This is a genomic window from Sphingorhabdus profundilacus (assembly GCF_009769755.1).
Classification (GTDB): Bacteria; Pseudomonadota; Alphaproteobacteria; order Sphingomonadales; family Sphingomonadaceae; genus Sphingorhabdus_B; species Sphingorhabdus_B profundilacus.
In genome coordinates this window covers 1,022,444-1,048,198 of sequence record NZ_SDWJ01000002.1, presented here as the reverse complement: position 1 = coordinate 1,048,198, position 25,755 = coordinate 1,022,444, and the positions used below count along the sequence as shown (strand labels likewise).

The following is a 25,755-nucleotide window of genomic DNA, read 5'->3' as shown; positions in this document are numbered from 1 at the left end:
ACCCGCCCTTTTACCTAATCAAATCGACTTATTCCGACAGGGCGCTTAAATTCGTAGCCGAATATTTGCCGCGGCGGTCGATTTCGATATCGAATGCCAAGCGGTCGCCCTGTGTCACCTGACCCATGCCCGAACGTTCGAGTGCGGAAATGTGCACAAACACGTCTTCGCCGCCGTCATCACGTTGCACGAAACCAAAACCCTTCATGTCGTTGAAGAATTTCACTGTTCCGTTGGCGCGTTCGCCGGTCGATTCGCGCTGCGGTCCGCGTGGGGCCGAATCACGGTCACCACCACGGAACCCACCGCCTTCACGCGGGGGACGGTCACGGTCGAAACTGCGTTCCGGACGCGGTGCGCGTTCGGGAACGGCAATAGGCTCGCCATCAATGACCAGATCGGTCGCAGATACCTTGCCACCACGATCGACGAGTGTGAATTCAAGGGGCTGGCCTTCTGCCAAACCGCTTAGACCGGCCTGTTCAACCGCGCTGATGTGAACAAACACATCGTCGGGACGGTCATCGACTTGAATGAAGCCGAATCCCTTTTGCCCGTTGAAAAATTTGACTATTCCTTTGCCGGAACCAATGACCTGTGCAGGCATTGGGGGTCCACCAGGGCCCCTGCGCGGCGCACCAAAGCCACCGCCGCCGCCAGCACCAGCGCCAAAGCCGCCGCTTGGGCGGCCACCGCCAAAATCATTCTGGAAAGGAGGGGGTGCCCGGTAGCCATCATAGCTGTCATCACCAAAACCGTCTCTTTTGTCCCGGCCCCGGCCGTTACGCTTGCGATCAAAACCCATGTCTTCGTACTTGCCTTCTCACCGCCCACAACAACCTAGTCTATGCAGTCGAGGGCGCCGGTCCTGCACATCACAAGCGCGGCCCTTCCTGATCGCGCAAGCCCGGGCTATATCCCAATAAAAGACTGTGCGATAGCAAATATTACGCGCTGCTGTGCGATGACTATATTTGCACTTTTAATTGCCTTGGCGGACGCAGTCAGGCAAGGGTTCGCGCATGAGCGTATATTTGCATGAAGAAGACTTGCCCCAAGGCGTTCTGGCCGAAGGGCCTGTCGCCGTCGACACCGAAACCATGGGATTGATAACGCCGCGCGACCGGCTTTGCCTGCTTCAGATCTCGGACGGCAATGGCGACGAACATTTGGTGCGTTTCGGACCGGATAGTGACTTTTCTGCGCCCAATTTGCGCGCCGTGCTTGCCGATCCGGCACGCCTCAAGCTGTTTCATTTTGCCCGATTCGATATCGCAGCGATTTCCCATTATCTCAATGTGGTCGCAACGCCGCTATTCTGCACCAAGATCGCGTCGCGTCTGACCCGCACCTATACTGACCGCCATGGGCTGAAGGAACTGGTCAAGGAAATGCTGGCAACCGACATATCCAAGCAGCAGCAGTCCAGCGACTGGGGTGGTCCAACTCTGTCCGAAGCGCAAAAGGACTATGCCGCCAGCGACGTTCGCTATCTGCATCGACTGCATGCCGAATTTGTGGTCCGCCTCGAACGTGAAGGACGCGGTGCGCTGGCGCAGGCCTGTTTCGAATTTCTGCCACATCGCGCCGCACTAGACCTGGCGGGCTGGTCAGAAATCGATATTTTTGGGCATAGTTGAAAACGGCGTTAGAAACTTATGTCGGAACAGGCAGATCTTGAGCGCACACAAAGGCAGCAATGGGCTTTACCCGGTGGGCGACATGACAGGCTCATCGTTTTTTTGCGAATAGGATTGCCCAGCACCATTGGTATTTTGGTCGCTATCCTCGCATTCAGCCCTTTTACAGGCACACAGGAACTGAGTTTCGTTCTGAACAAGGATGAGGTCAACCTGTCGCGGGAACGAATGCGGCTTATCGAAGCGCTGTATCGCGGTGAAGACAGCAAAGGACGGCCATTTTCGCTACGGGCGGGAAGCGCGGTGCAAAAAACATCTGCTGAACCGATCCTCAACATGACGGCATTGTCCGCGCGAATCCTCTTGAATGACGGCCCCGCGTCCATACTTGCCCAACGCGGTTCCTATAATCTCAACAGGGAAACGATGCGTATTACCGGTCCGCTTGCCGTCAATTCGACCGGATATGATATGGTCGCCAGCAATGTCGAACTGTCACTGAAAACCAAAACGATGCAAAGCTTTGGTCCGGTGAGCGGTCGGACCAAAGTTGGAACATTTCGGGCCGACCGGTTGAATGCCAATTTGGAAACGCGGGTTGTAAGACTTGATGGCGGTGTACATTTGCGTATCAACCAGAATGCAGTTAAGTGAGATATTGATGAACCTGCGCGCTATCCCTCCCAGTATTTTCGCCGTCGGCATCGCCGCGATCCTGTTATCGTCCGCATTGCCTGCACAAACGATACGCAACCACAATAGCGATGCGCCCGTCGATTTTACGGCAGACTCCATGGAATTGCAGGATCGCGCCGACCGGGTCGTCCTTGCCGGCGGCGTGACCGTCACGCAGGCCGGGCTGGTGCTGAAAGCAAGCAGACTGACCGCAGCCTATTCAAATGGTGGAGGCGGCACCGATGTACAGCGGCTGGATGCAACCGGCGGTGTTATCATTACAAAAGATGACCTGCGCGCCACCAGCAATGCGGCCATTTATGATTTGGATTCCAGCCTGATTACCCTGATCGGCGATGTCAAATTGGTGCAGGGCAGCAACAAGCTGAGTGGAGGGCGGTTGGTTATCGATCTTAATTCTGGCCGATCCACCATCAACGGCGGCGGCGGCGGGACAGGCGCTTCGGCCGGCCGGGTATCAGGCACATTCACGGTTCCCCAGCGGAAAAACTAGGCCGTCAGCCTATAAATATTTTCACGCATGAATCATGCCAATTGCATGTTGTCCGCAGACTGGGTAGCTGTTGAACGCGTAACGCCCGATAAACGCGGATGATGATTTGAAATGGACAGCATGACTGCAGACCGACCGACTGTCGATGCCATAACCCCCGAAGGCCTGCAATCCGGCCTGGGTGTCGTTTCGATTGCCAAAAGCTATGACAAGCGCGCGGTTCTGACTGATGTTTCGCTGGCGGTGGCAAAGGGCGAGGTTGTTGGCCTTCTTGGACCTAATGGCGCAGGAAAGACGACCTGCTTTTATTCGATTATGGGCCTTGTCAGACCTGACAGCGGCCGCATCACATTGGACGGTGCCGACATTACCGCTATGCCGATGTACCGGCGGGCGATTTTGGGCTTAGGCTATTTGCCGCAGGAAACATCCATTTTTCGCGGGATGACCGTTGAACAAAATATCGGCGCGGTTCTTGAAATGGCCGAACCTGATGTAGATGCGCGCAATGTACGGCTGGAAAAACTGCTTGAGGAATTCGGGCTGGGCCGATTGCGGAGCGCGCCTGCTATGGCGTTATCCGGCGGTGAACGCAGGCGCTGCGAAATTGCCCGCGCCCTTGCCGCCAACCCGTCCATCATGCTTCTCGATGAACCCTTTGCCGGGATTGATCCGATATCGATTTCGGATATTCGCAATTTGGTCAAGGACCTGAAAACCCGCGGAATTGGTGTGCTGATTACCGATCACAATGTCCGCGAAACATTGGAAATCGTTGACCGCGCCTGCATCATCTATGGCGGGCAGGTCCTGTTTTCGGGATCGCCCGAAGCATTGGTCGCCGATCCAAATGTCAGGCGGCTCTATCTGGGCGAAAGTTTTGCGATGTAATGGGATGGGTAGCGGAACAATATCTCACCATCCCGAGCAGAAAAAATAGTCCGTGGCATTAGCCCCTCGCCTCGATCTACGCCAAAGCCAGTCACTGGTGATGACGCCGCAGTTGCAACAGGCGATAAAATTGCTGGCGCTGTCGTCGATGGAGATTGAAGCCTTCATCGCCGAAGAGGTTGAACGCAACCCGGTGTTGGAAACAGCCATTCCGGAAATCCCGTCCGAAACCTTGCCCGATGATTTTGCGGCCCTGCCATCCACCCAAAGCGGCGAGCGAAGCAGCGACGATGTGTTGGGGGGCACCGATATGGCCGCGTCCGAAGCATTGGACGTCGATTTTGGTGCCGAGACTTTTCACCATGATGGTGTCTCCGACAGCGTTGGCGGTGCGGATGGTATGCTTGGCATTTCGGGCCGAAGCATGGCGGGCGGTTTTGACGGAGAAGGGACCGATTTCGACAGTTTCGCCGCCGCCGATATCAGCCTTCGCGAACATCTGATGGCGCAGGCCGGGGCCAGCCTTTCAGGCCGCCTGCTATTTCTGGCGCAGCAGATTATCGAACAGATTGAACCCACAGGCTATCTGGGCGCTGATCTGCTTGGCATGGCACACCGGCTCGGCGTTTCCATGGCGGATATGGAAGAAGCGCTGGCCGAAGTCCACAGGTTCGACCCCACCGGTGTTGGCGCACGCGATCTTGCGGAATGTATCATGCTGCAAGCCCGGGAAGCAGACCGATATGACCCTTGCATGGCAAAGCTGATCAACAATCTTGACCTGGTAGCCAAGGGCGCTTTCGACCAGCTAAAACGCATGTGCCGTGTCGACGACGAAGATTTGCGCGACATGATGATCGAATTGCGAAGCTATGACCCAAAACCTGGCTGTCGTTTTGAAAGCGAGGACAATGTTTCGGTGACGCCCGATATCTTTGTAACCGCGCGCGGGGCGGGATGGGCCATTGAACTGAACAGCGCGAACCTGCCCCGCTTGCTGATAAACCGGACATATGTTGCCGAACTGGGAAAAGACAAGACGACAAAGGCCTGGATCAATGACTGTATGGCGGATGCCAATTGGCTGATTAAAGCTATGGATCAGCGGCAGCGCACCATCGTCAAGGTGGCCACCGAAATAGTGAAGCAGCAAGACGGTTTCTTTCGCGGCGGCGTTGCGTACCTGCGGCCGCTCACCCTGCGCCAGGTCGCCGATGCCATCGAAATGCATGAATCGACCGTCAGCCGGGTAACCAGCAATAAATATCTGCATTGTGGGCGCGGGTTATTTGACCTCAAATATTTTTTCTCATCCGGCGTGCAGTCCGCCGACGGGGACGGTGCCTCGGCCGAAGCTGTCAAAAGCCACATCAAGTCGCTGATAGATGGCGAAGGGGCCAAGATATTGTCAGACGATACTCTGGTCGATTTGCTGAGTGCCAAAGGCTTCGACATCGCGCGGCGGACTGTTGCAAAATATCGCGAAGCCATGGGCATAGGGTCTTCGGTCCAGCGACGGCGCCAGAAGAAAATGGGCCGTTAGCGAAGAATTAGGGGGTTACCAATCCTGGTCATCCAGTTCGATCACGCCCTGCCTTGCCATCGCCCCGGCAAGGATTGTCTCCAACAATTCGGGATAGCTGATACCGGCAATCACAGCCGCCCTGCCAATCACCCGCTGCGACCAGATATTGCACTGGAGATTGACTTCAAGGAAATTGATTTCGCCGGTTGCGGGGTTAAGCCTGAACTCGAACCGGCCATAGTCAAATGGCCACAATTCCGGCAATAATTTGCTGGTCAATTCCTGCACCTTGGCAATGAAGTCAGGGTCTGTTTCCTGCACCAACTTGGCTTCTGATGATTCAAACCCGCGCTTTTCAGCATAAGTTCGCAGCACCTCGGTGTCATGGTCGAAACGCATCAGTGGTAAAAACTGCGCCTTGCGTGCACCAATTACTGGCAGTTCGACATCTATTCCCGAGAGAAACGGTTCAACCAGTGCATCATGCCCATCTGCATGCAATTGTACGATTGCGTTTTTGACGCCTGCCCAGTCATTTTCCGCAGAAACACCCCAACTGGCCGAGGATGCGTTCGGTTTCACAACATAGCGCTCGGCCGACCAATCAGTAATCGGATCAATAGGTGCATTCCTGCGAAAAATGGCAGAATCAGCAGTCGGCACACCCCTTGCCCGCGCTGCCATCTTCATCAGATGTTTGTCATCTGACAGGCCGCGCAAAATCGGCGTTGCCCCCAAATAAGGAACCCCAAGGCGCGTACACAAAGTGGGCATCATCAATTCACTGTTAAGATATCCGCCGCGGTTCAACAACGAGAATACAAAATCAACGTCGGGCTTGTTAAACAATATTTCGGGGCTGTTCGCGGCTGTGACGTTGAGCCCGAGGCTTTCCAGTACGTCGCGCACTTCGCGATGATAGACGGCATGATCGCCATCAACCGTATCACGCGAGCCGTCGCCCAACGCATGCTTTGCGATGAAAAGCAATTTTATCGTGTCACGGTATCGCGCCGGAATGGTCAGCTTGCGCGGCGGGGAAATTATTTCAATTGGCATAGGGGCTTTGGCCTCTGGGCTGTTTTGTGTATGCGCGGTCGGTAGTGCCGCATTATGGCGGATGTGAGGCGGTTTCACCAGCAGGAAGGGATTGAAATGTCGTTGCTTGATCTACCTACGGCAACATTGATGAGTGCAGGCGGCGACGACCGGATCACTCTTGATGAACAAAGCGGTCTGAACAGCTATGGATGCGCGCCTGAGCCGGTTCGGGCGATCAGCTATTCTTCCTCAACCGCCAGTTCGATATCGGCGCCTGCTTATGCCCATGCCCATGCAGTTCACCATCAATTGCGATTGGCGGTCGCCAATGGCGAAAGTGAAGACGCTGCATATACCAGATTTCTGCGTAATGCGCGCGGCAGAATCCGGCGGGTTTACAGCCTTGCCGCGGATGTTGATGTCGCATTTGGTGCATCGGGCACTGATCTTGAATATCTTGCGCTGGCAATAGCGTTGCAAAGCGGGCAGCGGGTAACAAATGTCGTTGTCGAAGTGGATGAAGTCGGAAGCGGATGCCTGTTTTCGCAAGCTGGGCAATATTTCGCTGCGCGCACAGCCCTTGGGTTGGATGTTGTAAAAGGTGCACATCTGCCCGGTTTCGATGCGGACTTGATTTCGGTCGAGACCCTGAAAACCCGAACGGACGATGGCCCTGTCCGACAGGACGATGAATATGCCCAAATGCTTCTTAAAGCCGCAAGTGAAATCATCGCCAAAGGCAAACGTCCGCTGGTCCACATCATCCATCGGTCAAAAACCGGAATTGTAACACCTAGTTTGTCCGCGATAGACAAATTGATTTCGGTGCATGGGGATGCGGTCGATTTGGTCGTGGATGCATGTCAGGGCCGGATTTCGCCCGATACCATTCAGGCTTATCTGGCGCGTGGTGCGTCCATTTTTATGACCGGGTCGAAATTCATTGGCGGCCCCCCCTTTAGCGCATGGGCCCTCATTCCGGCCAGACTATCGGCCCGGATGAAATCGGGCAGTATCGCACCGGCTGGGCTTGCCCATTTCTTTGCCAGAGGAGATATGCCAACCGGTTGGATCGATACCGATCATCTGTTGCCAATGCGGACCAACTTCGGTCTCTTGTTAAGACTCGAAGCAGGATTGTTCGAACTGGAAAGACTGCTCACGATGCCGATGGATAGGGTGGATGCCGTGATCCTCGCTTTTGGCAAAGCCATGCGGACTTTGGCGGATACTATGCCGTTCCGGTTGATTGAGGGTGCGGCGAATGATCCTGCTGCGGGCGACCACCAAAATGGGTCCTCGCCAATCCACCCCCTTGACCGCAAAATGCTCTATGTGATCGAATTAACCGATCCATTAGCTACAACAGGCCAATCATTATCTGTTGAACAGGCCAGAGAAGTGTATCGCGGTCTTTATACCGATATGACAGACCGGTTTTCGCTCCCACGCGAATGCTTGATAGCCTCTGAAATCTGTCATTTAGGTCAGCCGGTCAAATGTTTGAAAGACAATATTGGTGAATGGGCACCGACGTTGCGCCTATCGCTTTCAGCTCCGCAAGTCTTTGAAATGATCGGCCTGGATGCCGACCGGCTGGTCGAGCGGTTTACCGCCGATATTGAGAGGATTGCGGCGAAAATTCGATTGGTTATTGCGACGCTGGGCTAAGCTTAGGCCGCTCTAAGACGGTCGAGGAAATTTCGACTGGCTTCACGCAGGGCAGCTGCGCGGTTTTCCAGACCGGACATCACATGTTGCATTTCGTCTGCAACCTCGCCCACTTGCACTGCTGCGACATTTACTTCTTTACTGAATTCGCGGACATGCTCCGCATCCTGAGCGGCGTGCTGGGCGTGATCACTAATGTCCCGGGTTGCCGCCTGTTGCTGGGTGATCGCCGTGGCAATGTTGTTTGCACCCTGCTGTACTTGCGTCATTTTATGGGCGACCGAGCCCACCATCCGGGCGGCACTGTCCATCTGGTCCTTGATAGTTGTTACCGTCGAGGTTACCGATCCAATGGCGCCGTGGGTCTGGTTGGCGAGGCTCTTTACTTCCTGAGCAACTACGGCAAAGCCACGTCCGGCATCGCCGGCACGGGCGGCTTCAATGGTTGCATTCAACGCCAGAAGATTGGTTTTTCCCGCAACATCCTGGATCATGGCGGCAATTTCGCCGATTTTTTCCGCTTCACCAGCCAGATGCGCCATTACTCCGCTGCCTTGCTTGCTGCTTTTGGTTGCCGCCTCGGATGCGGTGACCTGATCATGCACCTGATGGGATATTGCGTCCGAAGATTCGCTCAATTGCCGCGTCGCCGCCGCTACCATCTGAATAGCGACGCTCATGTTAGAGGCCATATCTGCCATGGCATCTGTTCGCTCTAATGTTTGCGTACCGATGGCGGCCAATTGTTGCGAAGATTCGCCCACCGCGCGTACTGCAGATTCCATGACATCGATAATCGCATGAACCGAATGTTCAAATTCGTTGGCAAGCGCAGCCATCGCCTGACGCTGCACATTTTCAGCATGAATCCGTTCTTCATTTCGGGCAACGCCGGTGTTGCGGCGCTCGGCCTCCAATGCTGCGAGTCTCTCCTGTTCGGCAGCAAAAAAGCTCTCTTGCTGCCGGGCAAAACTTTGCGCTTCATCCAGCGAATGCATGAACGAACGCCATTGCATCATCGCCACGCGATGGAGCGTAAATCCAACCAGAGCTATGCCTGCGTAAAAAAACCAAGGCATAGCGATGCCCGAATATGTCGCCGATATGCCGCTGCCGATGGTCAAAATGCTTAGCCACATCACCATGGCCGCTGGCAGGCACAAATAAATGAGCGTACCAATCGCCAGCAGGCCAAATGTCATGGCGCTGGCAACTACAAGCCCGATGTCCTGATGATAGCTCCAGATATCGGCGAGCAGAAGTACCCAGCTAAATGATACGACAGACACTTGCAGTATAAACAGACGTCGCAGAAAAAGCAGGTAATACCCATCCGGATCAGCATCGATCGAATAGTCCTTTATCCGCACATGGACGCGGTAGCCGACAATCATGGCAATCGTATAGAGCGGCGCGCAATATGGGGCAAAATCGGTCTTGGCGCCGCCAAACCATAATATACCGAGCGCAGGCCACATCGCTGCCATCCCGGAAAGAAAAGCAGCGACGTGCGAGCGCCCCACGGCTTGCAATTGCGCCAGCATCAGTTGGCGATTTTCAATGCGCGCAGACCGACGCAATATCGCCCATTCACCCTGAAGGTCGGTGAAGAATGCGAACATGTCTTTCAAATGGCGCAAATGGCTCATGCAATAGTTCCGAGGGGAATTTCCGTAGTTCAGCATAGAAGCTAATGGTAAATCAGCCGTAAACCACGGCTTAGGTCCCAAATTGCCCGCTGACGAAGCACGGGCGCAAAAAAGGCGGCCCCGAAAGGACCGCCTTTTTTTCTCCAGCAGGCCGGAACTTTGCCCGCCCCGTGCGCTGAAACGCTTAACGCTTCGAGAACTGGAAGCTCTTGCGCGCCTTGGCCTTACCGTATTTCTTACGTTCGACGGTACGGCTATCACGGGTCAGGAAGCCTTCGGCCTTGACTGCGCTGCGGAGCAGAGGTTCATATTTCGACAAAGCCTGGGCGATACCGTGCTTAACGGCACCAGCCTGGCCCGAAAGACCGCCACCTTTAACGGTTGCGATAACATCATACTGACCCGTCCGTTCGGTCACGCCAAATGGCTGATTGATGACAAGACGAAGCGACGGACGTGCAAAATACACTTCCTGGTCGCGGCCATTGACAACAATCTTTCCGGTTCCGGGCTTTAGCCATACGCGTGCTACAGCATCCTTACGACGTCCGGTGGCATAGGCCCGACCTTGCGCGTCGATTTCCTGTTCGCGGATAATCGCGGCAATCTGAACTGGCGCTTCGACGCCCAAGGTTTCGAGATCGGCGAGTGTATTTGCGGTATCGGACATTATGCACCCACCTTGTTCTTGCGGTTCATGGAAGCGACGTCGAGCGTCTTGGGCTGCTGGCCATCATGCGGATGTTCAGTGCCATTGTACAAATGCAGGGCGCGCATCTGGGCGCGGCCCAAAGGACCGCGAGGAACCATGCGTTCGACCGCCTTTTCAAGAACGCGCTCTGGGAATTTGCCTTCAAGCACTTTTCCTGCGGTGATGCCTTTGATTCCGCCGATATAACCGGTGTGGCGATAATAGACCTTGTCGGACAGCTTCTTACCCGTGAACTTCACCTTGTCGGCGTTGATGACGATGACATGGTCACCGCAATCGACGTGCGGGGTATAGCTAGGCTTGGTCTTGCCACGCAGGATATTGGCGATGATGCTGGCAACGCGGCCAACGACCAAGCCTTCTGCATCAATGAGGATCCACGATTTCTCAACGTCCTGTGGACGGATCGATTTCGTAACTCTGGATAGCGTTTTCATCGCTAATCGAACCTTTCGGATTTTGTAAACATGTGCCCAGAATCATATAATCCTGGTCGCGAAGCGGGGCTAATGGCGATGAACTGGGTTATAGTCAAGCAAAAGCAAGGGTTTCGCGACGGGTATAATAATACCATATAGCAATCGCCTTTCCTTGTGGGCGCCATTTACAAGAAACGTTCACATCGTTTCGGATGCGACCCAATCAGCGAAAGCGGAACAGGCCCCTTCGGTTGAAACCCTGACGACGGCGGGCACATCATAACGGTGCAACGCAGCAATCCTTTGCAATGCGACCTCTGCCTTGGCCGGGCTGGTTTTGAAAAGAACGGGATGCTCTTCTTTCGCCTCAATCTCACCGTCCCAGCGAAAGTGGGAAATCACCATCGGAAAACGGTTGGCACTGGCAATAAGCCGTTCCGATAATAATGTTCGACACATGTCATGCCCTTCGCCTGCGGTCGGGAAAACGGCATATATCAAAGCGACATCGCTTTTTCGGTCTTTATGCGCCATTTTTACGACCGATGGCATGCGCGCCCCATACCGTTGCCACCACGAGCAACGCGCCGACGGCCTGATGCAAAACGGCAAGAACAATGTTCACGCCAGTCATTACCGTTGCGATGCCCAGCAAAATCTGCACCCCAAAGGCGCTGTGGATGGCGATGGACGCAGGACGCACCCCGGCCGCTTTGGTTCTGCGTGCAAGCATGATCAAGGCTATTACCACGACCCATGCCCACCAACGGTGCACAAAATGGGTTAAGAAGGGATCGTTCACAAGGGCATAAGACACGCCCTTTGCCGTATCAATTCCAGCCGGTATAAATTGGTCATTCATCAACGGCCAACTATTTGAAACATAACCGGCATTTAGACCTGCCACCCATGCGCCAAATAGCAACTGAACGAACAAAATACCGATGATCGACACGGAAAATCCGGTAAGCTTTGCCGCTGATGCTGCCGAATCCTTTGCATATGCCTTTAAATCCAGCGCCGTCCAGACCAGTCCGCCAAGAATGAACAGCGCCGTCAAAAGATGCGTCGCCAAACGGTAATGGCTGACGTCCGTGCGTGCCGAAAGGCCCGAAGAGACCATCCACCAGCCAATTGTCCCTTGCAATCCACCGAGCGCCAGAAGTGCCAGCAAGCGGGGTTTATACCCCGCAGGAATGGCCTGTTTTAGCCAAAACCAGGCAAGGGGGAGCGCGAATGCAAGGCCGATGATGCGGCCCAATAACCGATGAATCCATTCCCAAAAGTAAATGAACTTGAATTGCGCCAGCGTCATACCGGCTGGACCGCTGATTTCGGTATATTCGGGAATCTTCTTGTATTTCTCAAACTCAGACACCCAAGCCGCTTCATTCAGGGGCGGTAGCGTTCCGGCAATCGGCTTCCATTCGGTAATTGAAAGTCCGGATTCAGTCAGCCGCGTGATGCCGCCAACCACCACCATCGCAAACACCAGCACCGCAACGGCCAAAAGCCATTTGACCAAAGCTTCGGGTCTTGCTGTCGAGTTTAGTTTAATCGGATCTGCGTCAACGGGTATAGGCATGACGGGCGATATGCGCGGACAAGGCATCGCTGGCAAGAGCGGTTATCACCCGCCCTGTTGCTTTCTAAGCCATCCCAGTTGCGAAAATGAAACGGTATAAATTTCGCCGCAACCGGCAAATGATATGTTGTAACGTGCAGCGAATCATGCCATTAGGCCGGGCTATGACACAGGTATGGACAAAATGGCGTTGGGACGGGCTCGGCTTGAGCATCGCGGGGCTTTGTCTGATCCACTGTCTGGCGACGTCCGTTCTGCTCGTATTTCTCGCTTCGGCTGGTGGCCTGCTTCTTGATCCTGTCATCCATGAGGTCGGTCTATTTCTGGCGATCATTTTCGGCATGCTCGCATTGGGCAAGGGTTTGTGGGACCATGGTTTTGTCATGCCCGCTGCAATTGGCGCGTTGGGCATCGGCATGATGGCTGGTGCCCTCACCATTCCCCACGGCACGACCGAGATATTATGGACGGTCATGGGCGTTGCCATTCTGGCACTCGGCCACGACCTTAATCATCGCGCGTCGAATTAAGTTCAACAGCACAGGCCGTGTACTCAGGCCAGGACCTTCAATACCCCATCCTGGGCCTTGAACTCATAAATATAGTCGTCGAGGCGCCAACAAGTGTGGTGAAGGTGGACAGCACCCAATTATGAACTGCCCGAATGCTTGGCTGACGACGCAGATCCCTATGGACAATTAGCCAGGGTGTTCGGGCCGGGGGTACATGCCTTGTCGGAATTTGGATCAATCCGCCTTCGCGTTGTGCAATGGCAATAGGTAACAAGGCGATACCAGCGCCCGAAAGCGCAGCGGACATCAGCGCCCTTGTGCTTCCCGTCCGCATCGCAACGGCAGGGCGCAAACCGAGTTCGTCAATCCATGCAAGTTCCGGCAAACGCCCATAGCTATCATCATAAATCATAAGCCGTTCACGCATCACATCGATCTGCGCGACTGGCCTATTATCAAGATAGTCGCATGAGGCAAATAAACCGAGCTGAAGAGCGGGCAATTTGCGAATGATGAGGCTGGCCCCATCGGGCCGCGACATGCGTATCGCTATGTCCGCATCCCGCGCGGCAAGACTGACAACATCGCTGCGCGATTGCAGATGCACCGGGAAATGTGCACTCTGTGCGAATAACGAAGGCAAGGCGGGTGCTAGAATATCTGAAATGACAAATTCCGTCGCAGATAATGTTACAGGAAGTGTGCCGCTTTCACTCCGCAAATTATCCGCAAGTCGACTGACCCGCGCAAGCTGATCCGAAACAGGCTCTGCCGCCATTGCAATTTGTTCACCAAAGGCGGTCAGCCTTGTACCTTTTGCCTGACGGTCGATCAGCCGAAGTCTCAGGGCGATTTCCAGCGATTCCACCCTTCGCGATACCGTCGAAATCGCAACCCCGCGCCTTTTTGCGGCTGCACTTAATGACCCTGAACGCCAAATGGCGATCAGATCATCCAGATCACGGGGATCAAGCATGCTTTGCGAAAATAGCCATCTGTTTTGCAATATCGCGCATTTGATTATTTACCGCAATGCTGAACATTGGCGCGCAGAAGGGAAGTTTGTCTATGCTGTGTTTTACGCGTTGGCTCCGTACTTGCAGCCTGTCTCCTGCCTTGGCCACCACGAAGGGAGACACTCGATTATGCGCCAATTGACCTTTATCCGGCCAAATTGTTTTGAATGGCATGACGTTCCTGCGCCGAAAATCCAGAGCGAGACCGACGCAATTGTCCGTCCGTTGGCTGTCGCACGGTGCGACCTTGATCTTTACATCGCGACCGGTGCTGTACCCTTCCCGGGTCCGTTCGCCTTTGGCCATGAAATGGTCGGCGAAGTAATCGACGCGGGAAGCCGCGCGAATGTGACGCCGGGACAACATGTTGTTGTCCCATTCCAGATCAGTTGCGGATCCTGCACATCGTGCCGACGCGGCTTTACCGCTTCATGCGAGGCTGTTCCTGCCTATTCTTCCTTTGGACTTGGCGGCGGGCGTGTCGAATATGGCGGTGCACTGTCCGACGCGATCCGCGTGCCTTTTGCAGACTTCATGCTGGTTCCGCTTCCGCACGGGATAGACCCGCTTACAGCGGCGAGCGCTGCCGACAATATTCCTGATGGTTGGCGTGCAGTTGCCCCCCAGCTTGCACAATATCCCGCAGCCACCGTCCTGATCGTCGGCGGACTGGCCCAAAGCGTTGGATTATATGCAGCAGGCGCCGCAGTTGCTTTGGGGGCAGGCCGCGTTCTATATCTGGACGACAACAGGGCCAATTGTGAACTTGCCAAGCAGATGGGGGCCGCCGCCGAACCTTTGAATCTAGGGCAAGGGCGCGAGCCGGATGAGCTTTTTGAAATTGTTGTTGAGGCAGCAGGTTCACCAGATGCGCTTGCCTTTGCGATGCGCTCGTGCCGACCGAATGCCATTTTAACAAGCGTTGCCATGCATTTCGGTTCGACAACCCCGGTGCCGTTGATGCAAGCCTATTATAGGGGGCTGACATTTCATACCAGCCGCGCCAGCGCACGAAACTGGCTTCCGGACGTTCTTGGGTGCATGGCCTGCGGTAAATTGCATCCGGAACATATCACACACAAGATTGTGCCCTTTGCCCAGGCCGCCGATGCCATGACAGATAGTGGACCGAAGCTTGTGTTTACGCCCGATTGACCCACATGTTGTGAACGCACAGATATCGGCGGCAGTGTGGGCGAGCTCGCAGCCCGGCTCTGGCTCAAGCCAGAGCTTGCTTATGGCTCAGTGACCGCCTAAATTCAGTTCATGGCAATACATCATCATCACGAACATGAGGGCGCTTCCCTCGCCGCAGCCGCCCAGAACGCGCTTATCGGCGCGGGCGAGCAATGGACAGACATGCGTGCCGACATTTTTGACGTGCTGGCGACATTCGAAAAGCCGGCCTCGGCCTATGACATTGCCGATCTTGTATCCCAAAAGCGTGGCAAGCGCGTGGCACCGAACAGTGTTTACCGTATTTTGGATTTATTTGTCGCGACCAACCTTGCCCGCCGTGTCGAAAGCGCCAACGCCTATCTTGCAAATTCCCATCCCGGTTGCTTGCACGACTGCATTTTCCTGATCTGCGATAATTGCGGGACAGCAACGCATATTGATGATGATAAGCTGACCAATAATGTCAGGGCCGCGGCCGAAGGTGCGGGTTTTGCACAGGTCCGACCCGTAATCGAGGTGCGCGGGAAATGCGCTGATTGTGACTGACACGGTAAAATTTACCCGCTATCACGATATTCTATGACCCATGTTCCAGACACGCCGTTGCTCGACACGGTAAAGATACCCGCCGATCTTCGCGAGCTTCAGGTATCGCAGCTTCGCCAACTCGCCGACGAACTTCGTGCCGAAACCATCTCTGCCGTTTCAGTGACGGGCGGGCATCTTGGTGCAGGGTTGGGCGTGGTCGAACTGACGACCGCCATCCACTATGTGTTCAACACACCGGATGACAGGCTGATCTGGGATGTCGGCCACCAATGCTATCCGCACAAGATATTGACAGGCCGCCGCGATAGAATTCGCACATTGCGGACGGGCGGCGGGCTATCGGGGTTCACCAAGCGGACCGAAAGCGAATATGACCCGTTCGGCGCCGCGCACAGCTCGACTTCAATTTCTGCCGCGCTCGGCTTTGCGGTAGCCAACAAGATGGCGGGCAAACCCGGCAAGGCAATCGCGGTTATCGGTGACGGAGCGATGAGCGCGGGCATGGCCTATGAAGCGATGAACAACGCGCAGGCCGCGGGCAACCGGTTGGTCGTCATTCTCAACGATAACGACATGTCGATCGCACCGCCGGTTGGTGGCCTGTCCGCATATTTGTCGCGTCTTGTATCCTCCAGCGAATATCTGGGCCTCCGCAGTCTGGCGAGCAAACTTGCCAAAAGGCTATCGCGCCGAATCCACAATGCCGCTGCAAAGGCGGAGGAATATGCGCGCGGCATGGCCATGGGCGGCACCTTGTTTGAAGAGCTGGGCTTCTATTATGTCGGGCCGATTGATGGCCATAATCTTGAACAGTTGATCCCCGTTCTTGAAAATGTTCGTGACAATGCTGAGGGCCCCGTGCTCGTTCATGTGGTAACGCAAAAGGGCAAAGGATATGCCCCGGCCGAAGCTGCTGACGACAAATATCATGGTGTCGTCAAATTTGATGTCATCACCGGTAAACAGGACAAGGGACCGGGTGGCGGCCCGCCGGCATATCAGAATGTTTTTGGCGAAACGCTGGCCAAGCTGGCCGATAGCGACCCCACAATCTGCGCGATTACCGCTGCCATGCCCTCGGGTACGGGAGTTGACAAATTCGCATTAGCCCATCCGGACCGCAGCTTTGACGTAGGGATCGCCGAACAGCACGGCGTTACCTTTGCCGCTGGCCTTGCAGCCCAAGGCATGCGGCCTTTCTGCGCGATTTACTCGACCTTTCTCCAACGCGCCTATGATCAGGTCGTTCATGATGTCGCGATCCAAAATTTGCCCGTGCGCTTTGCAATTGACCGCGCCGGTCTGGTCGGTGCGGACGGCAGTACCCATGCAGGCGCGTTCGATCTCGCCTATCTGGCGACGCTGCCCAATATGGTGGTGATGTCACCGTCCGACGAAGCAGAACTGGTTCATATGACCTATACTGCGGCCTGCCATGACAGCGGGCCTATCGCATTCCGCTATCCACGCGGCAATGGCACGGGCGTTGCGTTACCTGCGGTGCCAGAGCGCCTCGATATCGGCAAAGGCCGGATCGTGCGCGAAGGAAAAAAAGTCGCCATTCTTTCTTTGGGCACACGCCTTGCCGAAGCGTTAAAGGCTGCCGATACGCTCGACGCCAAGGGTCTTAGCACCACGGTTGCCGACCTGCGTTTTGTCAAGCCGCTCGACGAAAATCTGATCCGGCATTTAATCGCGACCCATGACGTTATCATCACGGTCGAAGAAGCCTCGATTGGCGGCCTTGGCGCACATGTGCTGACATTGGCCAGCGATCTGGGCCTCATGGACACGGGATTGAAGATCCGGACGATGCGCCTGCCCGATATTTTTCAGGAACATGATAATCCGCAAAAACAATATGATGAGGCAGGCCTTAACGCGCCCCAAATTGTCGAAACCGTCCTTAAAGCGCTACGCCACAATAGCGCAGGAGTGGAGGAAGCCGGCGTTAGAGCATAAAATCCGCGTAAAAGTCAGCGCGGAATAACGGCCTGTGCATTTTGTCCGTCCCCTTCAGGGGCAGCGATGATATCGCGCGTAATCGTGCCTTTGTTCACCGTCATTGTCTGCGGATCACCGACCGACGAACGGATCCCCATTTCTGCAGCCCCAGATGTGGTCGAAATTGCTCTTTCCGCAGCCGAACGCTGGGCCGAGCCACCAAACATGGCCTCCAAAACCTGTTCCTGACCCGATTCCTGGGGCCGCGCTGCAATCGCCTGAGTTGGTTCAAGTGCAAAATCAGGGGGCACGACCAAGGGTGCCGCCCGACCGGTTTCGGCAACCACAGGCTGATTACCGCGAATGTCCCAATTCCATAACTCAACACCTGCTTTATCCATCGAGGCACAGCCGGACAGGGAAATGATCGCTGAAAAGCAGGTGGCCAGAAGCAGTTTCTTTTTCATTTTCAATATCCTCACTGGCACGGATTACGGCCGTGGCGCAGGTGCAGTGTCACCAAATATGGCATCGATGACCTGTTCCTTGGTATCGCCATCCTGCGGCCGGGGTGCATTGGGCGTGGGCGCTGGCAATGTGAATTTGGCGGGTACTTCGATTGGCTTTGACCGCGTCACTGCGAATTCGTCGGGCCGCTGCCGGTCCAATATTCCAGTGGACCCGCAACCTGCCAAAGTGGCGAAAGCGAAGCTCGCTAAAATCAGGATAGGTTTCCGCTTCATAATCTCTCCACTATTTCCGCGCTGCTTGCCGGTTCCTGAACGGTTTCCCTTTCGCGCATCAGGAAGGCGCGGGCAAGCAATATCAGCACACCGATGGTGATCGCGGCATCGGCCATATTGAATATATAAAAAGGCCGGAAATTACCGAAATGCAAGTCTGCATAATCAACGACATAGCCATAACGCACCCGATCCACAATATTGCCCAGCGCGCCGCCTAAAACAAGCGATAGTGCCAGCATGTCGCCGCGCTGCTTTTCACGCCACATCCACACCGCAACGCCACCTGCTATCGCCAATGTCAAAGCCACCAGCGCCCACCGCTCCGCATCGCTGTCGGCGGTCAGAAAGCTCATCGATACGCCGCGGTTTTCCGCATAGCGCAGGTCGAAAAAGGAAATGATATGGATCACCCCCCTGCTTTGCAGCTGCAACGGGCCTAGCATGATATATTTGACAATCTGGTCAGCGATGAAGACCAGACTGGCAAGCATGATGCCCTGCAGGCGAAATTTGGGGTTTGGATTCATGATCGTCCCTTAACGCGCGAACCTTAAGCCGTCACCCTCAAACCCCGCATCGTCACCCTGAACTTGTTTCAGGGTCTGAATGCTGCTCCGTTGAAAGTAAGATCCTGAAACAAGTTCAGGATGACGGCGAATGGGAAATCTTCGTGTCTTCGCGTCTTTGCGCGAACCAAATATATATTGTTCGCGCGAAGACGCGAAGGCGCGAAGAAGATTGTCAGCCATTGACCACATCCTCGCACCGCCCGCACAGCGCGCCATCCTCGGTAACTTCGGGCAAATGCCGCCAGCAGCGACCGCATTTGTGGTTTGTGGTTTTGGTGACGACAATCAAACCCGGTGTAATTGCATCGTTATTGAAATCGACACGTTCAACCATGGCGAGTTCGGCAAGCAATTCTGCATTCAATGGCTCAATATGATTCAACTCTTGCGCCAGTGCTGCTCCAGAATAGGAAACTACTGCCTCAAGACTTGAACCGACGATTTTTTCCCGGCGCAGTGGCTCAATCGCCTCAAGAATGTCCTGTCTAGCCAAATTGTAAAACTGGAAGAACTGGCTGATCTCGGGATCATGTAAGCCATAAGAAGCCAATGGCAATTCCTGAAGGTGCACACTTTCTTCATCTGGAAAACGAGATTGCCAAGCTTCTTCTGAAGTAAACACAAGCACCGGTGAAGCATAACGCACCAGCGCGTGAAACAATGTATCGAGTACTGTTCGATAGCTGCGGCGTTTCAGGTCCGCAGGGTCGTCGCAATAAAGGCAATCTTTACGGACGTCAAAAAAGTAGCGGCTCAGGTCTTCATTACAAAAATTCGTTAAATCCCGGACATAACCATTAAAATCAAATTGCCCGATCGCAGTTCTAATGTTGCAATCCAAATGGAACAACTGGTTCAAAATGTAGCGCTCCAGTTCCGGCATGTCCGAAACGGCGACCTTTTCAGCATCCGAAAACCCTTCGAGCGCGCCGAGCAGATAGCGGAAGGTGTTACGCAATTTGCGATACTGGTCGGACACGCCCTGCAGGATTTCCTTGCCGATCCGGTGGTCCTCGGTGAAGTCCACGGTCAGCGCCCACAGCCGCAAGATATCCGCGCCGCTGTCGCGCATCAGGTCGAGCGGGTTGATTGTGTTGCCGAGCGACTTGGACATTTTCATGCCCTTTTGGTCCATCGTAAAGCCGTGCGTCAGCACCGCATTATATGGCGCACGCCCGCGCGTGCCGCAGCTTTGCAGCAGTGAGGACTGGAACCAGCCGCGATGCTGGTCGCTTCCCTCCAGATAGAGGTCGGCAGGCCATTGCAGGTCGGGCCAGCGCCCGCTTTCCAGCGTAAACACATGGGTGCAGCCCGAATCGAACCAGACGTCGAGAATGTCGGTCACGCGTTCATAATCCGCGAGAGCATAATCGCTGCCCAGATATTCCTGCGCCCGATCCTCGCTCCAGGCATCCACACCCGATTCCCGCACACCGGCGACAATCCGCGCGTTGACGGCAGGGTCGTTCAGATACTGCCCGGACTTGCGGTCGACAAACAAGGTGATCGGAACGCCCCAGGCGCGCTGGCGGCTCAGCACCCAGTCGGGGCGACCTTCGACCATCGACGACAGCCGGTTGCGGCCTTTTTCGGGGATGAAACGCGTGGCCGCGATGGCCTCGGTGGCGGTGTCGCGCAGGGTGGTTCCCACCCCGCTTGCGGGGACGGAGTGCGGCAGCTCTGCCCCCCGGACAGAGCCAAAGGCCGCACTGGGGGGGTGTGTCGCGGCCAGAGCAGAGTCAGACTCACCCTCCCCCGGCCCCTCCCGCAAGCGGGAGGGGAGTTGCTTGTCCATCGGCACGAACCATTGCGGCGTGCAGCGGTAGATGACCTTGGCCTTTGACCGCCAGCTATGCGGATAGCTGTGCTTGTAATCCGCCGAAGCCGCGAGCAAGCCGCCCGCTTCGCGCAGCGCGGTGCAGATCGGGCCATCGGGTGCGTTGAATTTGGGATTGATGACGCTGCCCTCGCCGCCCAGCCAGAGCCAGTCGGCGCGATATTTGCCGTCGCCCTCGACCGCGAAAACCGGATCGATACCGTTCGCCTTGCAAAGATCGAAGTCGTCTTCACCGTGATCGGGCGACATATGGACAAGCCCGGTGCCACTGTCGGTCGTGACAAAATCGCCGGCGAGCATCGGACGCGGCTTGGCAAAGAAACCGCCGAGATGGTTCATCGGGTGGCGAACGATGGTTCCGGCTAGGTCGGAGCCTTTGAACGTCCTTGATACATGGCCGATCAATGGCTGTAGCGAGCAAGCCCAACGCTGTTCTAGTTGAGCAATTAGTTCAACGGCGACGAGAACGGACTTTCCGGTGTGTTCCGGATGGGGATGGCCCGCCAATCCGCTGATTTGGGTAAGGCGATACTCAACATCCGGTCCATAAGCCAAAGCTTGGTTCACCGGAATCGTCCACGGCGTCGTCGTCCAGATCACCGCATGCGCGCCGACCAATTCGGGGATAGGGCTTTCGACAATCTCGAACGCCACATCAATCTGAGTCGAGACAATATCCTCATATTCCACCTCGGCCTCGGCCAAGGCGGTTTTTTCGACCGGCGACCACATCACTGGTTTCGCACCCCGATAAAGCTGACCGCTTTCGGCGAACTTCAACAGTTCCGAAACGATGGTCGCCTCGGCCTGGAAATCCATGGTCAGATAGGGATTATCCCAATCGCCATTAATGCCCAGCCGTTTCAGCTGCTCGCGCTGCGTATCGACCCAATGTTGCGCATAGGCCCGGCATTCGGCGCGGAACTCGACGGGATCGACATCATCCTTGTTCAGCTTTTTCTTGCGATATTGCTCCTCGACCTTCCATTCGATGGGCAGGCCGTGGCAATCCCAGCCGGGAACATAGGGCGCATCCTTGCCGAGCAATGTCTGCGTCCGAACGACCGTATCTTTCAGGATATGGTTCAGCGCATGGCCGATGTGCATGTCGCCATTCGCATAAGGCGGGCCATCATGCAGGATGAACTTTTCGCGTCCACGACGGCGGTTGCGTAGCTCTTCATAGAGGCGCTGCTCCTGCCAACGGGCAAGGATGACCGGTTCCTTCTGCGGAAGGCCAGCCTTCATGGGGAAATCGGTCTTCGGCAGGAAGACGGTATCGCGATAATCTACTGGTTCAGTCATATTGAAAGCGCCCTTAGCGCAACAAATTGCCTTTCGTCACCCTGAACTTGTTTCAGGGTCCGATTTCACTTCTTTAACGCAGGGCCAATGCCCCAAATATCCTCGATCCAGATATAGCCGTTAAAGGTTCCGGCAATCTTGCCGAGCTGGTGCACATCGGTCAGGCCTGCGTTGGACTTCCCGCTTTCGAACGGCCCCATCACGATGACCCTTGCACCCACCGATTCCATGCGGGCGATCAGGCGGTTGGGCCAGCCCCACATGATCCATTGGTAATTGATCGGAATGACGAGCACCCCATTGTGGCAGCTTTCCGGAATGATGCCCGTCCAGCCATAGGCGACATAATCCTTCGTGCATTTCTGCGCCTCGCCCTTCAGGTCGAACGCCCAGTTTTTCGGCGCCAATTGGCGGATGCGGGTGACGGGGCCGGTTGCACCATAAAAGGCATCGCCCAGCTTTTCATAATCCCGGCCCGAGGCCTTCAAGATGGCGAAAAGCTGGTCGGCTTCGCCTGCATCCTTGGATTTGAAATTGAACAGCAAGGGACGCGACGGCAGCGCGGCAAGCGCTTCCTCGACGGTCGGAATCTGTCCTACACCCTTGCCGCGTAGGGGGAATGTCTTGCCGTCATCGGCCGTGTAGCCATAGCCGATGTCGAGCGCCTTGAGTTCGGCAAGTGTCAGATCGCGCGTCTCGCCCTTGCCATTGGTGCGGCAATCCACGGTCCAGTCATGGAACAGCACCATTTTGCCATCTTTAGTCGGCGCGACGTCAATTTCGACCAGATCGCCGCCCAATCCCGCCGCCATCTGGATCGACGGCACGGTGTTTTCGAACACCTCATGATCGGGCGGGTTGATGAAGCGGGCGGTGCAGGTGTCGCGGCCAAAGGCGGCGCGCTTGTCATAGAGATGATAGACGCCGCGATGGGCGATCAACTTTGGCTTACCGACGGGCGTCGGTGCCAGCCAGCTCGCGTTCAACAAAGACAGCCCGACGAGGATTAGGGCAACAACCCCCAATATACGCTTTTTGGTACGGGATAGTTTCACCTTAAAATCCCTTTATCCTTCTTCTTTGAGTCTTTGTGTCTTTGTGTGAGCAAAAATTATCTCACACGAAGGCACAAAGAACACAAAGATTATCAACTGCCCAATATTGCGCGTGCCTGATCACAATCCGCCTGCATCTGCGCCATCAGCGCGTCCATGCTGTCGAACTTTGCTTCGGGCCGGATAAAGGCGTGAAACTCGACTTCGATGGTTTGCCCGTACAAGTCTTCCGCAAAATCGAAGAAATGCGGTTCCAGCAATTCCTTGGGCGGATCGAAGCTGGGACGGACGCCGAGATTGGCGGCACCGTGCAGCACGCGGCCGTCGGGCAAGCGGCCCTTGACCGCGTAGATGCCGTAACGCGGGCGCAGATAATGCGCCATGTCGATATTGGCGGTCGGAAAACCGAGCAGGCGGCCATTTTTATCGCCATGCTGTACCACGCCTTCGACGGCAAAGGGTCGGGTCAGCAGGCGGGTCGCCGTGGCGCAGTCGCCAGCCCGCAGGGCATCGCGAATGCGGCTGGAGGAAATGATGCCTTCCTCGTCCATCACAGGTCCCATCGCCGTCGCGTGCAAGCCGTGGTCCGCACCCAGTTCGCGCAGTACCTTTATGTTGCCGCCACGCCCTTTGCCAAAGGTGAAATCCTCACCCGTCACCACGCCCGTCAACCCGAGCCGCTTCACGAGCAGTTCGACAATGAAATCCTCTGCGGTGGTCGCGGCGAGGCCCGCGTCAAAATCAAAGACCAGCATCGCGTCCGCGCCAGCCACTTCAAAAAGCCGTTGCCGCTGGTCAAGGGTCGTCAACCGGAACCATGGCGCTTCGGGGGCAAAGAACCGCACGGGGTGCGGATCGAATGTCGCGATAATGGCGGGCTTTCCTGCGGCCTTGGCCTGTGCGATTGCCTCCCCCGCCACAGCCTGATGGCCCAGATGGAAGCCGTCAAAATTGCCCAGCGCCACTATGGCACCGCGCAAGGCATCGGGCATGACATCATGGGCGGACAGGCGCTTTATGGTCATGGTGTGGTGGGTGACTCTGCCAAGGGCTTCAGTCCGGCCTTGATGACGCGCAGTGCATTTTCACCCATTACCGCCCGGATTTCTTCAGGCGTGAAACCTTCATCCAGCAGGGCCTGTGTGACCTGCACCAGCTGAGACGTGTCAAAGCGCACGGTGGTCGCCCCGTCATAGTCCGACCCTAGGGCGACATGGGCGATGCCAACCAGATCGCGCACATGCTTGATGGCCTTGGCGGCGGCGCGCGGGGATGTGTCGCAAATGGCGGCATCCCAATAGCCGATGCCGATGACGCCGCCGGTTTTGGCAACGCCGCGGATTTCATCGTCGGTCAGATTGCGGTTGACCTTGCACGTCGCCTGCACGCCGCCATGGCTCGACACCACGGGGCGCCTGGCCATCGCCAGCACTTCGGCCACGCCGGTGTGGCTCAGATGCGCGATGTCGACGATCATGCCCTTGGCTTCCATACGTCGCACGATGTCACGGCCAAAGGGCGTCAGTCCGCCTTTTTTCAGGCCATGCATCGATCCGGCCAGTTCATTGTCGAAAAAATGGGTCAGCCCCGCCATGCGGAAACCGGCAGCATAAAGGCGGTCGAGATTGGCGGCCTTGCCCTCCAGATTTTGCAGTCCCTCGATCGTCAACATCGCGCCGACGGGCCGGGGGCCTTTGGCGCGTGCCGCCAGCAGACCATCAAGCTGCGCCGATGTGTTCACCGCCATGACTAGGCCATTCGAACCGGCAACCGCCGCATCCCGTTTATGCGCGTGGTATAGCGAACGCTCGACAAGCGAACTCCATGTTTTCATCGGTTGCAACTGCGCGATGGTCAGCAGGGTGATATTATCGCTGTCGGCGCCATTGCCGTCATAATTCTGGTTCTTGGGCGTCTTGCTGACCGACGAAAACAACTGCAGCGCAACATTGCCATCCTGCAGGCGCGGTACGTCCATATGCCCGCGCGATGCGCGGTCATTCAGATCGCGGTTCCACATCAACGTATCGCTGTGCAAATCAACGATGGTGAGTGTCTTGTGGAGCGTCTTGGCCTCGTCGCTCACCTTGATCAGCGGCTTTCCGTCGATCTGGTTCATCGATTTTTCTACAAAACCCGGCGCAAAGCCGAAAAAGCCGATGGCAGCGGCGGCAATTAGAACCGGCGGAATCCAAAACCTTTTACGCATTTCATTCCCCCCGAAAAGTTCAGACCCGGCGTACCAATGTTACAAAATCATGCGCTGGGATATTGCCTTGGGCCGGATGCCGTTCGCGGGCAACCTCTTGCCAATCCATTTCCGCAAAGGCGGGCATCACCGTATCGCCGTCTGGCGCCATCGCAATTTCGGTCAGTTCGATCCGGTGGGCCAGCGGCAGAAACAAGGCATAGATTTGCGCCCCGCCGATGATGCAAACATGCGGCCCGTTGGCGCGCTTTAGCGCTTCTTCAACCGAATGCGCGACTTCGGCCCCTTCTTCTTCCCACGCTTTGTCACGGGTGAGTACAATGTGGCGACGACCTTCCAAAAGCCCGGGCAGACTGTCGAAAGTCTTGCGCCCCATAATCATCGGGCGGCCCTTGGTCGTCTGTTTGAAATGACGCAGGTCGGCCGGGATATGCCAGGGCATCCCGCCATCGCTCCCGATGACTCCATTGGCGGCGCGGGCGAGGACAAGGATGATTTCGGGGTGATTCATA

General features: G+C 55.8%; 26 protein-coding genes. 10 read left to right on the top strand and 16 right to left on the bottom strand.

Going from position 1 to position 25,755, the window contains the following annotated elements; all coding sequences use genetic code 11:
* Positions 1 to 28: 28 nt before the first annotated feature.
* Positions 29 to 805, bottom strand: a complete 777-nt coding sequence (locus EUU23_RS14310) for a cold-shock protein (protein WP_160354461.1) — start codon at positions 803 to 805, stop codon at positions 29 to 31.
* A gap of 217 nt (positions 806 to 1,022) precedes the next feature.
* Here EUU23_RS14310 and EUU23_RS12795 point away from each other — a divergent pair, with 217 nt between their 5' ends.
* The 5 genes from EUU23_RS12795 to rpoN all read left to right on the top strand — a co-directional run bounded on the left by EUU23_RS12795 (position 1,023) and on the right by rpoN (position 5,263).
* Complete coding sequence (locus EUU23_RS12795) at positions 1,023 to 1,640, top strand: ribonuclease D (protein ID WP_160354460.1); 618 nt, start codon at positions 1,023 to 1,025, stop codon at positions 1,638 to 1,640.
* Between the two features lie 114 nt (positions 1,641 to 1,754).
* On the top strand, positions 1,755 to 2,294 hold the full coding sequence (gene lptC / locus EUU23_RS12790) for an LPS export ABC transporter periplasmic protein LptC (protein WP_343032723.1): 540 nt from the start codon (positions 1,755 to 1,757) through the stop codon (positions 2,292 to 2,294).
* 7 nt (positions 2,295 to 2,301) lie between these two features.
* Positions 2,302 to 2,829: an LptA/OstA family protein gene (locus EUU23_RS12785; RefSeq protein ID WP_160354458.1), complete on the top strand. Its 528-nt coding sequence runs from the start codon at positions 2,302 to 2,304 to the stop codon at positions 2,827 to 2,829.
* Positions 2,830 to 2,949: 120 nt separating this feature from the next.
* A complete protein-coding gene (gene lptB / locus EUU23_RS12780; protein WP_246156453.1) occupies positions 2,950 to 3,720 on the top strand; it encodes an LPS export ABC transporter ATP-binding protein in 771 nt (256 codons plus the stop codon).
* A 52-nt stretch (positions 3,721 to 3,772) separates the two neighbouring features.
* Positions 3,773 to 5,263 carry an RNA polymerase factor sigma-54 gene (gene rpoN / locus EUU23_RS12775; RefSeq protein WP_160354456.1) on the top strand — a complete coding sequence of 497 codons (1,491 nt, stop codon included), beginning with the start codon at positions 3,773 to 3,775 and terminating at the stop codon, positions 5,261 to 5,263.
* A gap of 15 nt (positions 5,264 to 5,278) precedes the next feature.
* Here rpoN and EUU23_RS12770 read toward each other — a convergent pair whose 3' ends face one another.
* A complete protein-coding gene (locus EUU23_RS12770; RefSeq protein WP_160354455.1) occupies positions 5,279 to 6,304 on the bottom strand; it encodes a D-alanine--D-alanine ligase family protein in 1,026 nt (341 codons plus the stop codon).
* 96 nt (positions 6,305 to 6,400) lie between these two features.
* On the opposite strand from EUU23_RS12770, the gene EUU23_RS12765 reads away from it, so the two are divergent.
* The gene (locus EUU23_RS12765; protein ID WP_160354454.1) at positions 6,401 to 7,957 is read left to right on the top strand and encodes a hypothetical protein; all 1,557 of its coding nucleotides are present in this window, start codon (positions 6,401 to 6,403) and stop codon (positions 7,955 to 7,957) included.
* A 2-nt stretch (positions 7,958 to 7,959) separates the two neighbouring features.
* On the opposite strand, the gene EUU23_RS12760 is transcribed toward EUU23_RS12765, so the two are convergent.
* The 5 genes from EUU23_RS12760 to EUU23_RS12740 all read right to left on the bottom strand — a co-directional run bounded on the left by EUU23_RS12760 (position 7,960) and on the right by EUU23_RS12740 (position 12,322).
* Positions 7,960 to 9,606: a methyl-accepting chemotaxis protein gene (locus tag EUU23_RS12760; RefSeq protein WP_160354453.1), complete on the bottom strand. Its 1,647-nt coding sequence runs from the start codon at positions 9,604 to 9,606 to the stop codon at positions 7,960 to 7,962.
* Between the two features lie 184 nt (positions 9,607 to 9,790).
* Positions 9,791 to 10,276 (bottom strand): 30S ribosomal protein S9, encoded by a 486-nt coding sequence (gene rpsI / locus EUU23_RS12755; protein ID WP_160354452.1) that lies wholly within the window; start codon positions 10,274 to 10,276, stop codon positions 9,791 to 9,793.
* The gene (gene rplM / locus EUU23_RS12750) at positions 10,276 to 10,755 is read right to left on the bottom strand and encodes a 50S ribosomal protein L13 (RefSeq protein WP_160354451.1); all 480 of its coding nucleotides are present in this window, start codon (positions 10,753 to 10,755) and stop codon (positions 10,276 to 10,278) included. Before rplM ends, rpsI begins: the two co-directional genes overlap by 1 nt.
* Before the next feature lie 180 nt (positions 10,756 to 10,935).
* Positions 10,936 to 11,289: a divalent-cation tolerance protein CutA gene (gene cutA, locus EUU23_RS12745; protein ID WP_160354450.1), complete on the bottom strand. Its 354-nt coding sequence runs from the start codon at positions 11,287 to 11,289 to the stop codon at positions 10,936 to 10,938.
* Positions 11,261 to 12,322: a COX15/CtaA family protein gene (locus EUU23_RS12740; RefSeq protein ID WP_160354449.1), complete on the bottom strand. Its 1,062-nt coding sequence runs from the start codon at positions 12,320 to 12,322 to the stop codon at positions 11,261 to 11,263. Before EUU23_RS12740 ends, cutA begins: the two co-directional genes overlap by 29 nt.
* Positions 12,323 to 12,486: 164 nt before the next feature.
* On the opposite strand from EUU23_RS12740, the gene EUU23_RS12735 reads away from it, so the two are divergent.
* Positions 12,487 to 12,852 carry a MerC domain-containing protein gene (locus EUU23_RS12735; RefSeq protein ID WP_246156452.1) on the top strand — a complete coding sequence of 122 codons (366 nt, stop codon included), beginning with the start codon at positions 12,487 to 12,489 and terminating at the stop codon, positions 12,850 to 12,852.
* 37 nt (positions 12,853 to 12,889) lie between these two features.
* On the opposite strand, the gene EUU23_RS12730 is transcribed toward EUU23_RS12735, so the two are convergent.
* Positions 12,890 to 13,810 carry a LysR family transcriptional regulator gene (locus EUU23_RS12730; protein WP_160354447.1) on the bottom strand — a complete coding sequence of 307 codons (921 nt, stop codon included), beginning with the start codon at positions 13,808 to 13,810 and terminating at the stop codon, positions 12,890 to 12,892.
* A gap of 169 nt (positions 13,811 to 13,979) precedes the next feature.
* Between EUU23_RS12730 and EUU23_RS12725 the strand changes: the two genes are divergently transcribed.
* From EUU23_RS12725 to dxs, 3 genes are all read left to right on the top strand, one after another.
* Positions 13,980 to 15,005, top strand: a complete 1,026-nt coding sequence (locus tag EUU23_RS12725; protein ID WP_160354446.1) for an alcohol dehydrogenase catalytic domain-containing protein — start codon at positions 13,980 to 13,982, stop codon at positions 15,003 to 15,005.
* Between the two features lie 111 nt (positions 15,006 to 15,116).
* The gene (locus EUU23_RS12720) at positions 15,117 to 15,575 is read left to right on the top strand and encodes a Fur family transcriptional regulator (RefSeq protein WP_160354445.1); all 459 of its coding nucleotides are present in this window, start codon (positions 15,117 to 15,119) and stop codon (positions 15,573 to 15,575) included.
* 33 nt (positions 15,576 to 15,608) lie between these two features.
* On the top strand, positions 15,609 to 17,540 hold the full coding sequence (gene dxs, locus EUU23_RS12715; protein WP_160354444.1) for a 1-deoxy-D-xylulose-5-phosphate synthase: 1,932 nt from the start codon (positions 15,609 to 15,611) through the stop codon (positions 17,538 to 17,540).
* 14 nt (positions 17,541 to 17,554) lie between these two features.
* Here the strand turns inward: dxs and EUU23_RS12710 are convergent, their stop codons facing one another.
* The 8 genes from EUU23_RS12710 to EUU23_RS12675 form a co-directional block, all read right to left on the bottom strand.
* Positions 17,555 to 17,989, bottom strand: coding sequence for a DUF3035 domain-containing protein (locus EUU23_RS12710; RefSeq protein WP_160354443.1), 435 nt, complete (start codon positions 17,987 to 17,989; stop codon positions 17,555 to 17,557).
* Between the two features lie 24 nt (positions 17,990 to 18,013).
* The gene (locus tag EUU23_RS12705; protein ID WP_160354442.1) at positions 18,014 to 18,265 is read right to left on the bottom strand and encodes a DUF3035 domain-containing protein; all 252 of its coding nucleotides are present in this window, start codon (positions 18,263 to 18,265) and stop codon (positions 18,014 to 18,016) included.
* On the bottom strand, positions 18,262 to 18,795 hold the full coding sequence (gene lspA, locus EUU23_RS12700; RefSeq protein ID WP_160354441.1) for a signal peptidase II: 534 nt from the start codon (positions 18,793 to 18,795) through the stop codon (positions 18,262 to 18,264). Before lspA ends, EUU23_RS12705 begins: the two co-directional genes overlap by 4 nt.
* A gap of 214 nt (positions 18,796 to 19,009) precedes the next feature.
* On the bottom strand, positions 19,010 to 21,979 hold the full coding sequence (gene ileS / locus EUU23_RS12695; protein WP_160354440.1) for an isoleucine--tRNA ligase: 2,970 nt from the start codon (positions 21,977 to 21,979) through the stop codon (positions 19,010 to 19,012).
* Positions 21,980 to 22,044: 65 nt separating this feature from the next.
* Positions 22,045 to 23,034: a glycerophosphodiester phosphodiesterase family protein gene (locus EUU23_RS12690; protein WP_160354439.1), complete on the bottom strand. Its 990-nt coding sequence runs from the start codon at positions 23,032 to 23,034 to the stop codon at positions 22,045 to 22,047.
* A gap of 92 nt (positions 23,035 to 23,126) precedes the next feature.
* The gene (locus EUU23_RS12685) at positions 23,127 to 24,059 is read right to left on the bottom strand and encodes a bifunctional riboflavin kinase/FAD synthetase (protein WP_160354438.1); all 933 of its coding nucleotides are present in this window, start codon (positions 24,057 to 24,059) and stop codon (positions 23,127 to 23,129) included.
* Complete coding sequence (locus EUU23_RS12680; RefSeq protein ID WP_160354437.1) at positions 24,056 to 25,243, bottom strand: dipeptidase; 1,188 nt, start codon at positions 25,241 to 25,243, stop codon at positions 24,056 to 24,058. The genes EUU23_RS12685 and EUU23_RS12680 overlap by 4 nt, the downstream gene beginning before the upstream one ends.
* Before the next feature lie 19 nt (positions 25,244 to 25,262).
* Positions 25,263 to 25,754 carry a dihydrofolate reductase gene (locus tag EUU23_RS12675; RefSeq protein ID WP_160354436.1) on the bottom strand — a complete coding sequence of 164 codons (492 nt, stop codon included), beginning with the start codon at positions 25,752 to 25,754 and terminating at the stop codon, positions 25,263 to 25,265.
* Position 25,755 lies beyond the last annotated feature (1 nt).

What these genes read in the sequence shown, in the direction of transcription:
- EUU23_RS14310 (WP_160354461.1), bottom strand. Translation starts at nt 805, where the DNA reads ATGGGTTTTGATCGCAAGCGTAACGGCCGGGGCCGGGACAAAAGAGAC.
- EUU23_RS12795 (WP_160354460.1), top strand. Translation starts at nt 1,023, where the DNA reads ATGAGCGTATATTTGCATGAAGAAGACTTGCCCCAAGGCGTTCTGGCC.
- EUU23_RS12785 (WP_160354458.1), top strand. Translation starts at nt 2,302, where the DNA reads ATGAACCTGCGCGCTATCCCTCCCAGTATTTTCGCCGTCGGCATCGCC.
- lptB (WP_246156453.1), top strand. Translation starts at nt 2,950, where the DNA reads ATGACTGCAGACCGACCGACTGTCGATGCCATAACCCCCGAAGGCCTG.
- EUU23_RS12770 (WP_160354455.1), bottom strand. Translation starts at nt 6,304, where the DNA reads ATGCCAATTGAAATAATTTCCCCGCCGCGCAAGCTGACCATTCCGGCG.
- EUU23_RS12765 (WP_160354454.1), top strand. Translation starts at nt 6,401, where the DNA reads ATGTCGTTGCTTGATCTACCTACGGCAACATTGATGAGTGCAGGCGGC.
- EUU23_RS12760 (WP_160354453.1), bottom strand. Translation starts at nt 9,606, where the DNA reads ATGAGCCATTTGCGCCATTTGAAAGACATGTTCGCATTCTTCACCGAC.
- rpsI (WP_160354452.1), bottom strand. Translation starts at nt 10,276, where the DNA reads ATGTCCGATACCGCAAATACACTCGCCGATCTCGAAACCTTGGGCGTC.
- rplM (WP_160354451.1), bottom strand. Translation starts at nt 10,755, where the DNA reads ATGAAAACGCTATCCAGAGTTACGAAATCGATCCGTCCACAGGACGTT.
- cutA (WP_160354450.1), bottom strand. Translation starts at nt 11,289, where the DNA reads ATGCCATCGGTCGTAAAAATGGCGCATAAAGACCGAAAAAGCGATGTC.
- EUU23_RS12740 (WP_160354449.1), bottom strand. Translation starts at nt 12,322, where the DNA reads ATGCCTATACCCGTTGACGCAGATCCGATTAAACTAAACTCGACAGCA.
- EUU23_RS12735 (WP_246156452.1), top strand. Translation starts at nt 12,487, where the DNA reads ATGACACAGGTATGGACAAAATGGCGTTGGGACGGGCTCGGCTTGAGC.
- EUU23_RS12730 (WP_160354447.1), bottom strand. Translation starts at nt 13,810, where the DNA reads ATGCTTGATCCCCGTGATCTGGATGATCTGATCGCCATTTGGCGTTCA.
- EUU23_RS12725 (WP_160354446.1), top strand. Translation starts at nt 13,980, where the DNA reads ATGCGCCAATTGACCTTTATCCGGCCAAATTGTTTTGAATGGCATGAC.
- EUU23_RS12720 (WP_160354445.1), top strand. Translation starts at nt 15,117, where the DNA reads ATGGCAATACATCATCATCACGAACATGAGGGCGCTTCCCTCGCCGCA.
- dxs (WP_160354444.1), top strand. Translation starts at nt 15,609, where the DNA reads ATGACCCATGTTCCAGACACGCCGTTGCTCGACACGGTAAAGATACCC.
- EUU23_RS12710 (WP_160354443.1), bottom strand. Translation starts at nt 17,989, where the DNA reads ATGAAAAAGAAACTGCTTCTGGCCACCTGCTTTTCAGCGATCATTTCC.
- EUU23_RS12705 (WP_160354442.1), bottom strand. Translation starts at nt 18,265, where the DNA reads ATGAAGCGGAAACCTATCCTGATTTTAGCGAGCTTCGCTTTCGCCACT.
- lspA (WP_160354441.1), bottom strand. Translation starts at nt 18,795, where the DNA reads ATGAATCCAAACCCCAAATTTCGCCTGCAGGGCATCATGCTTGCCAGT.
- ileS (WP_160354440.1), bottom strand. Translation starts at nt 21,979, where the DNA reads ATGACTGAACCAGTAGATTATCGCGATACCGTCTTCCTGCCGAAGACC.
- EUU23_RS12685 (WP_160354438.1), bottom strand. Translation starts at nt 24,059, where the DNA reads ATGACCATAAAGCGCCTGTCCGCCCATGATGTCATGCCCGATGCCTTG.
- EUU23_RS12680 (WP_160354437.1), bottom strand. Translation starts at nt 25,243, where the DNA reads ATGCGTAAAAGGTTTTGGATTCCGCCGGTTCTAATTGCCGCCGCTGCC.
- EUU23_RS12675 (WP_160354436.1), bottom strand. Translation starts at nt 25,754, where the DNA reads ATGAATCACCCCGAAATCATCCTTGTCCTCGCCCGCGCCGCCAATGGA.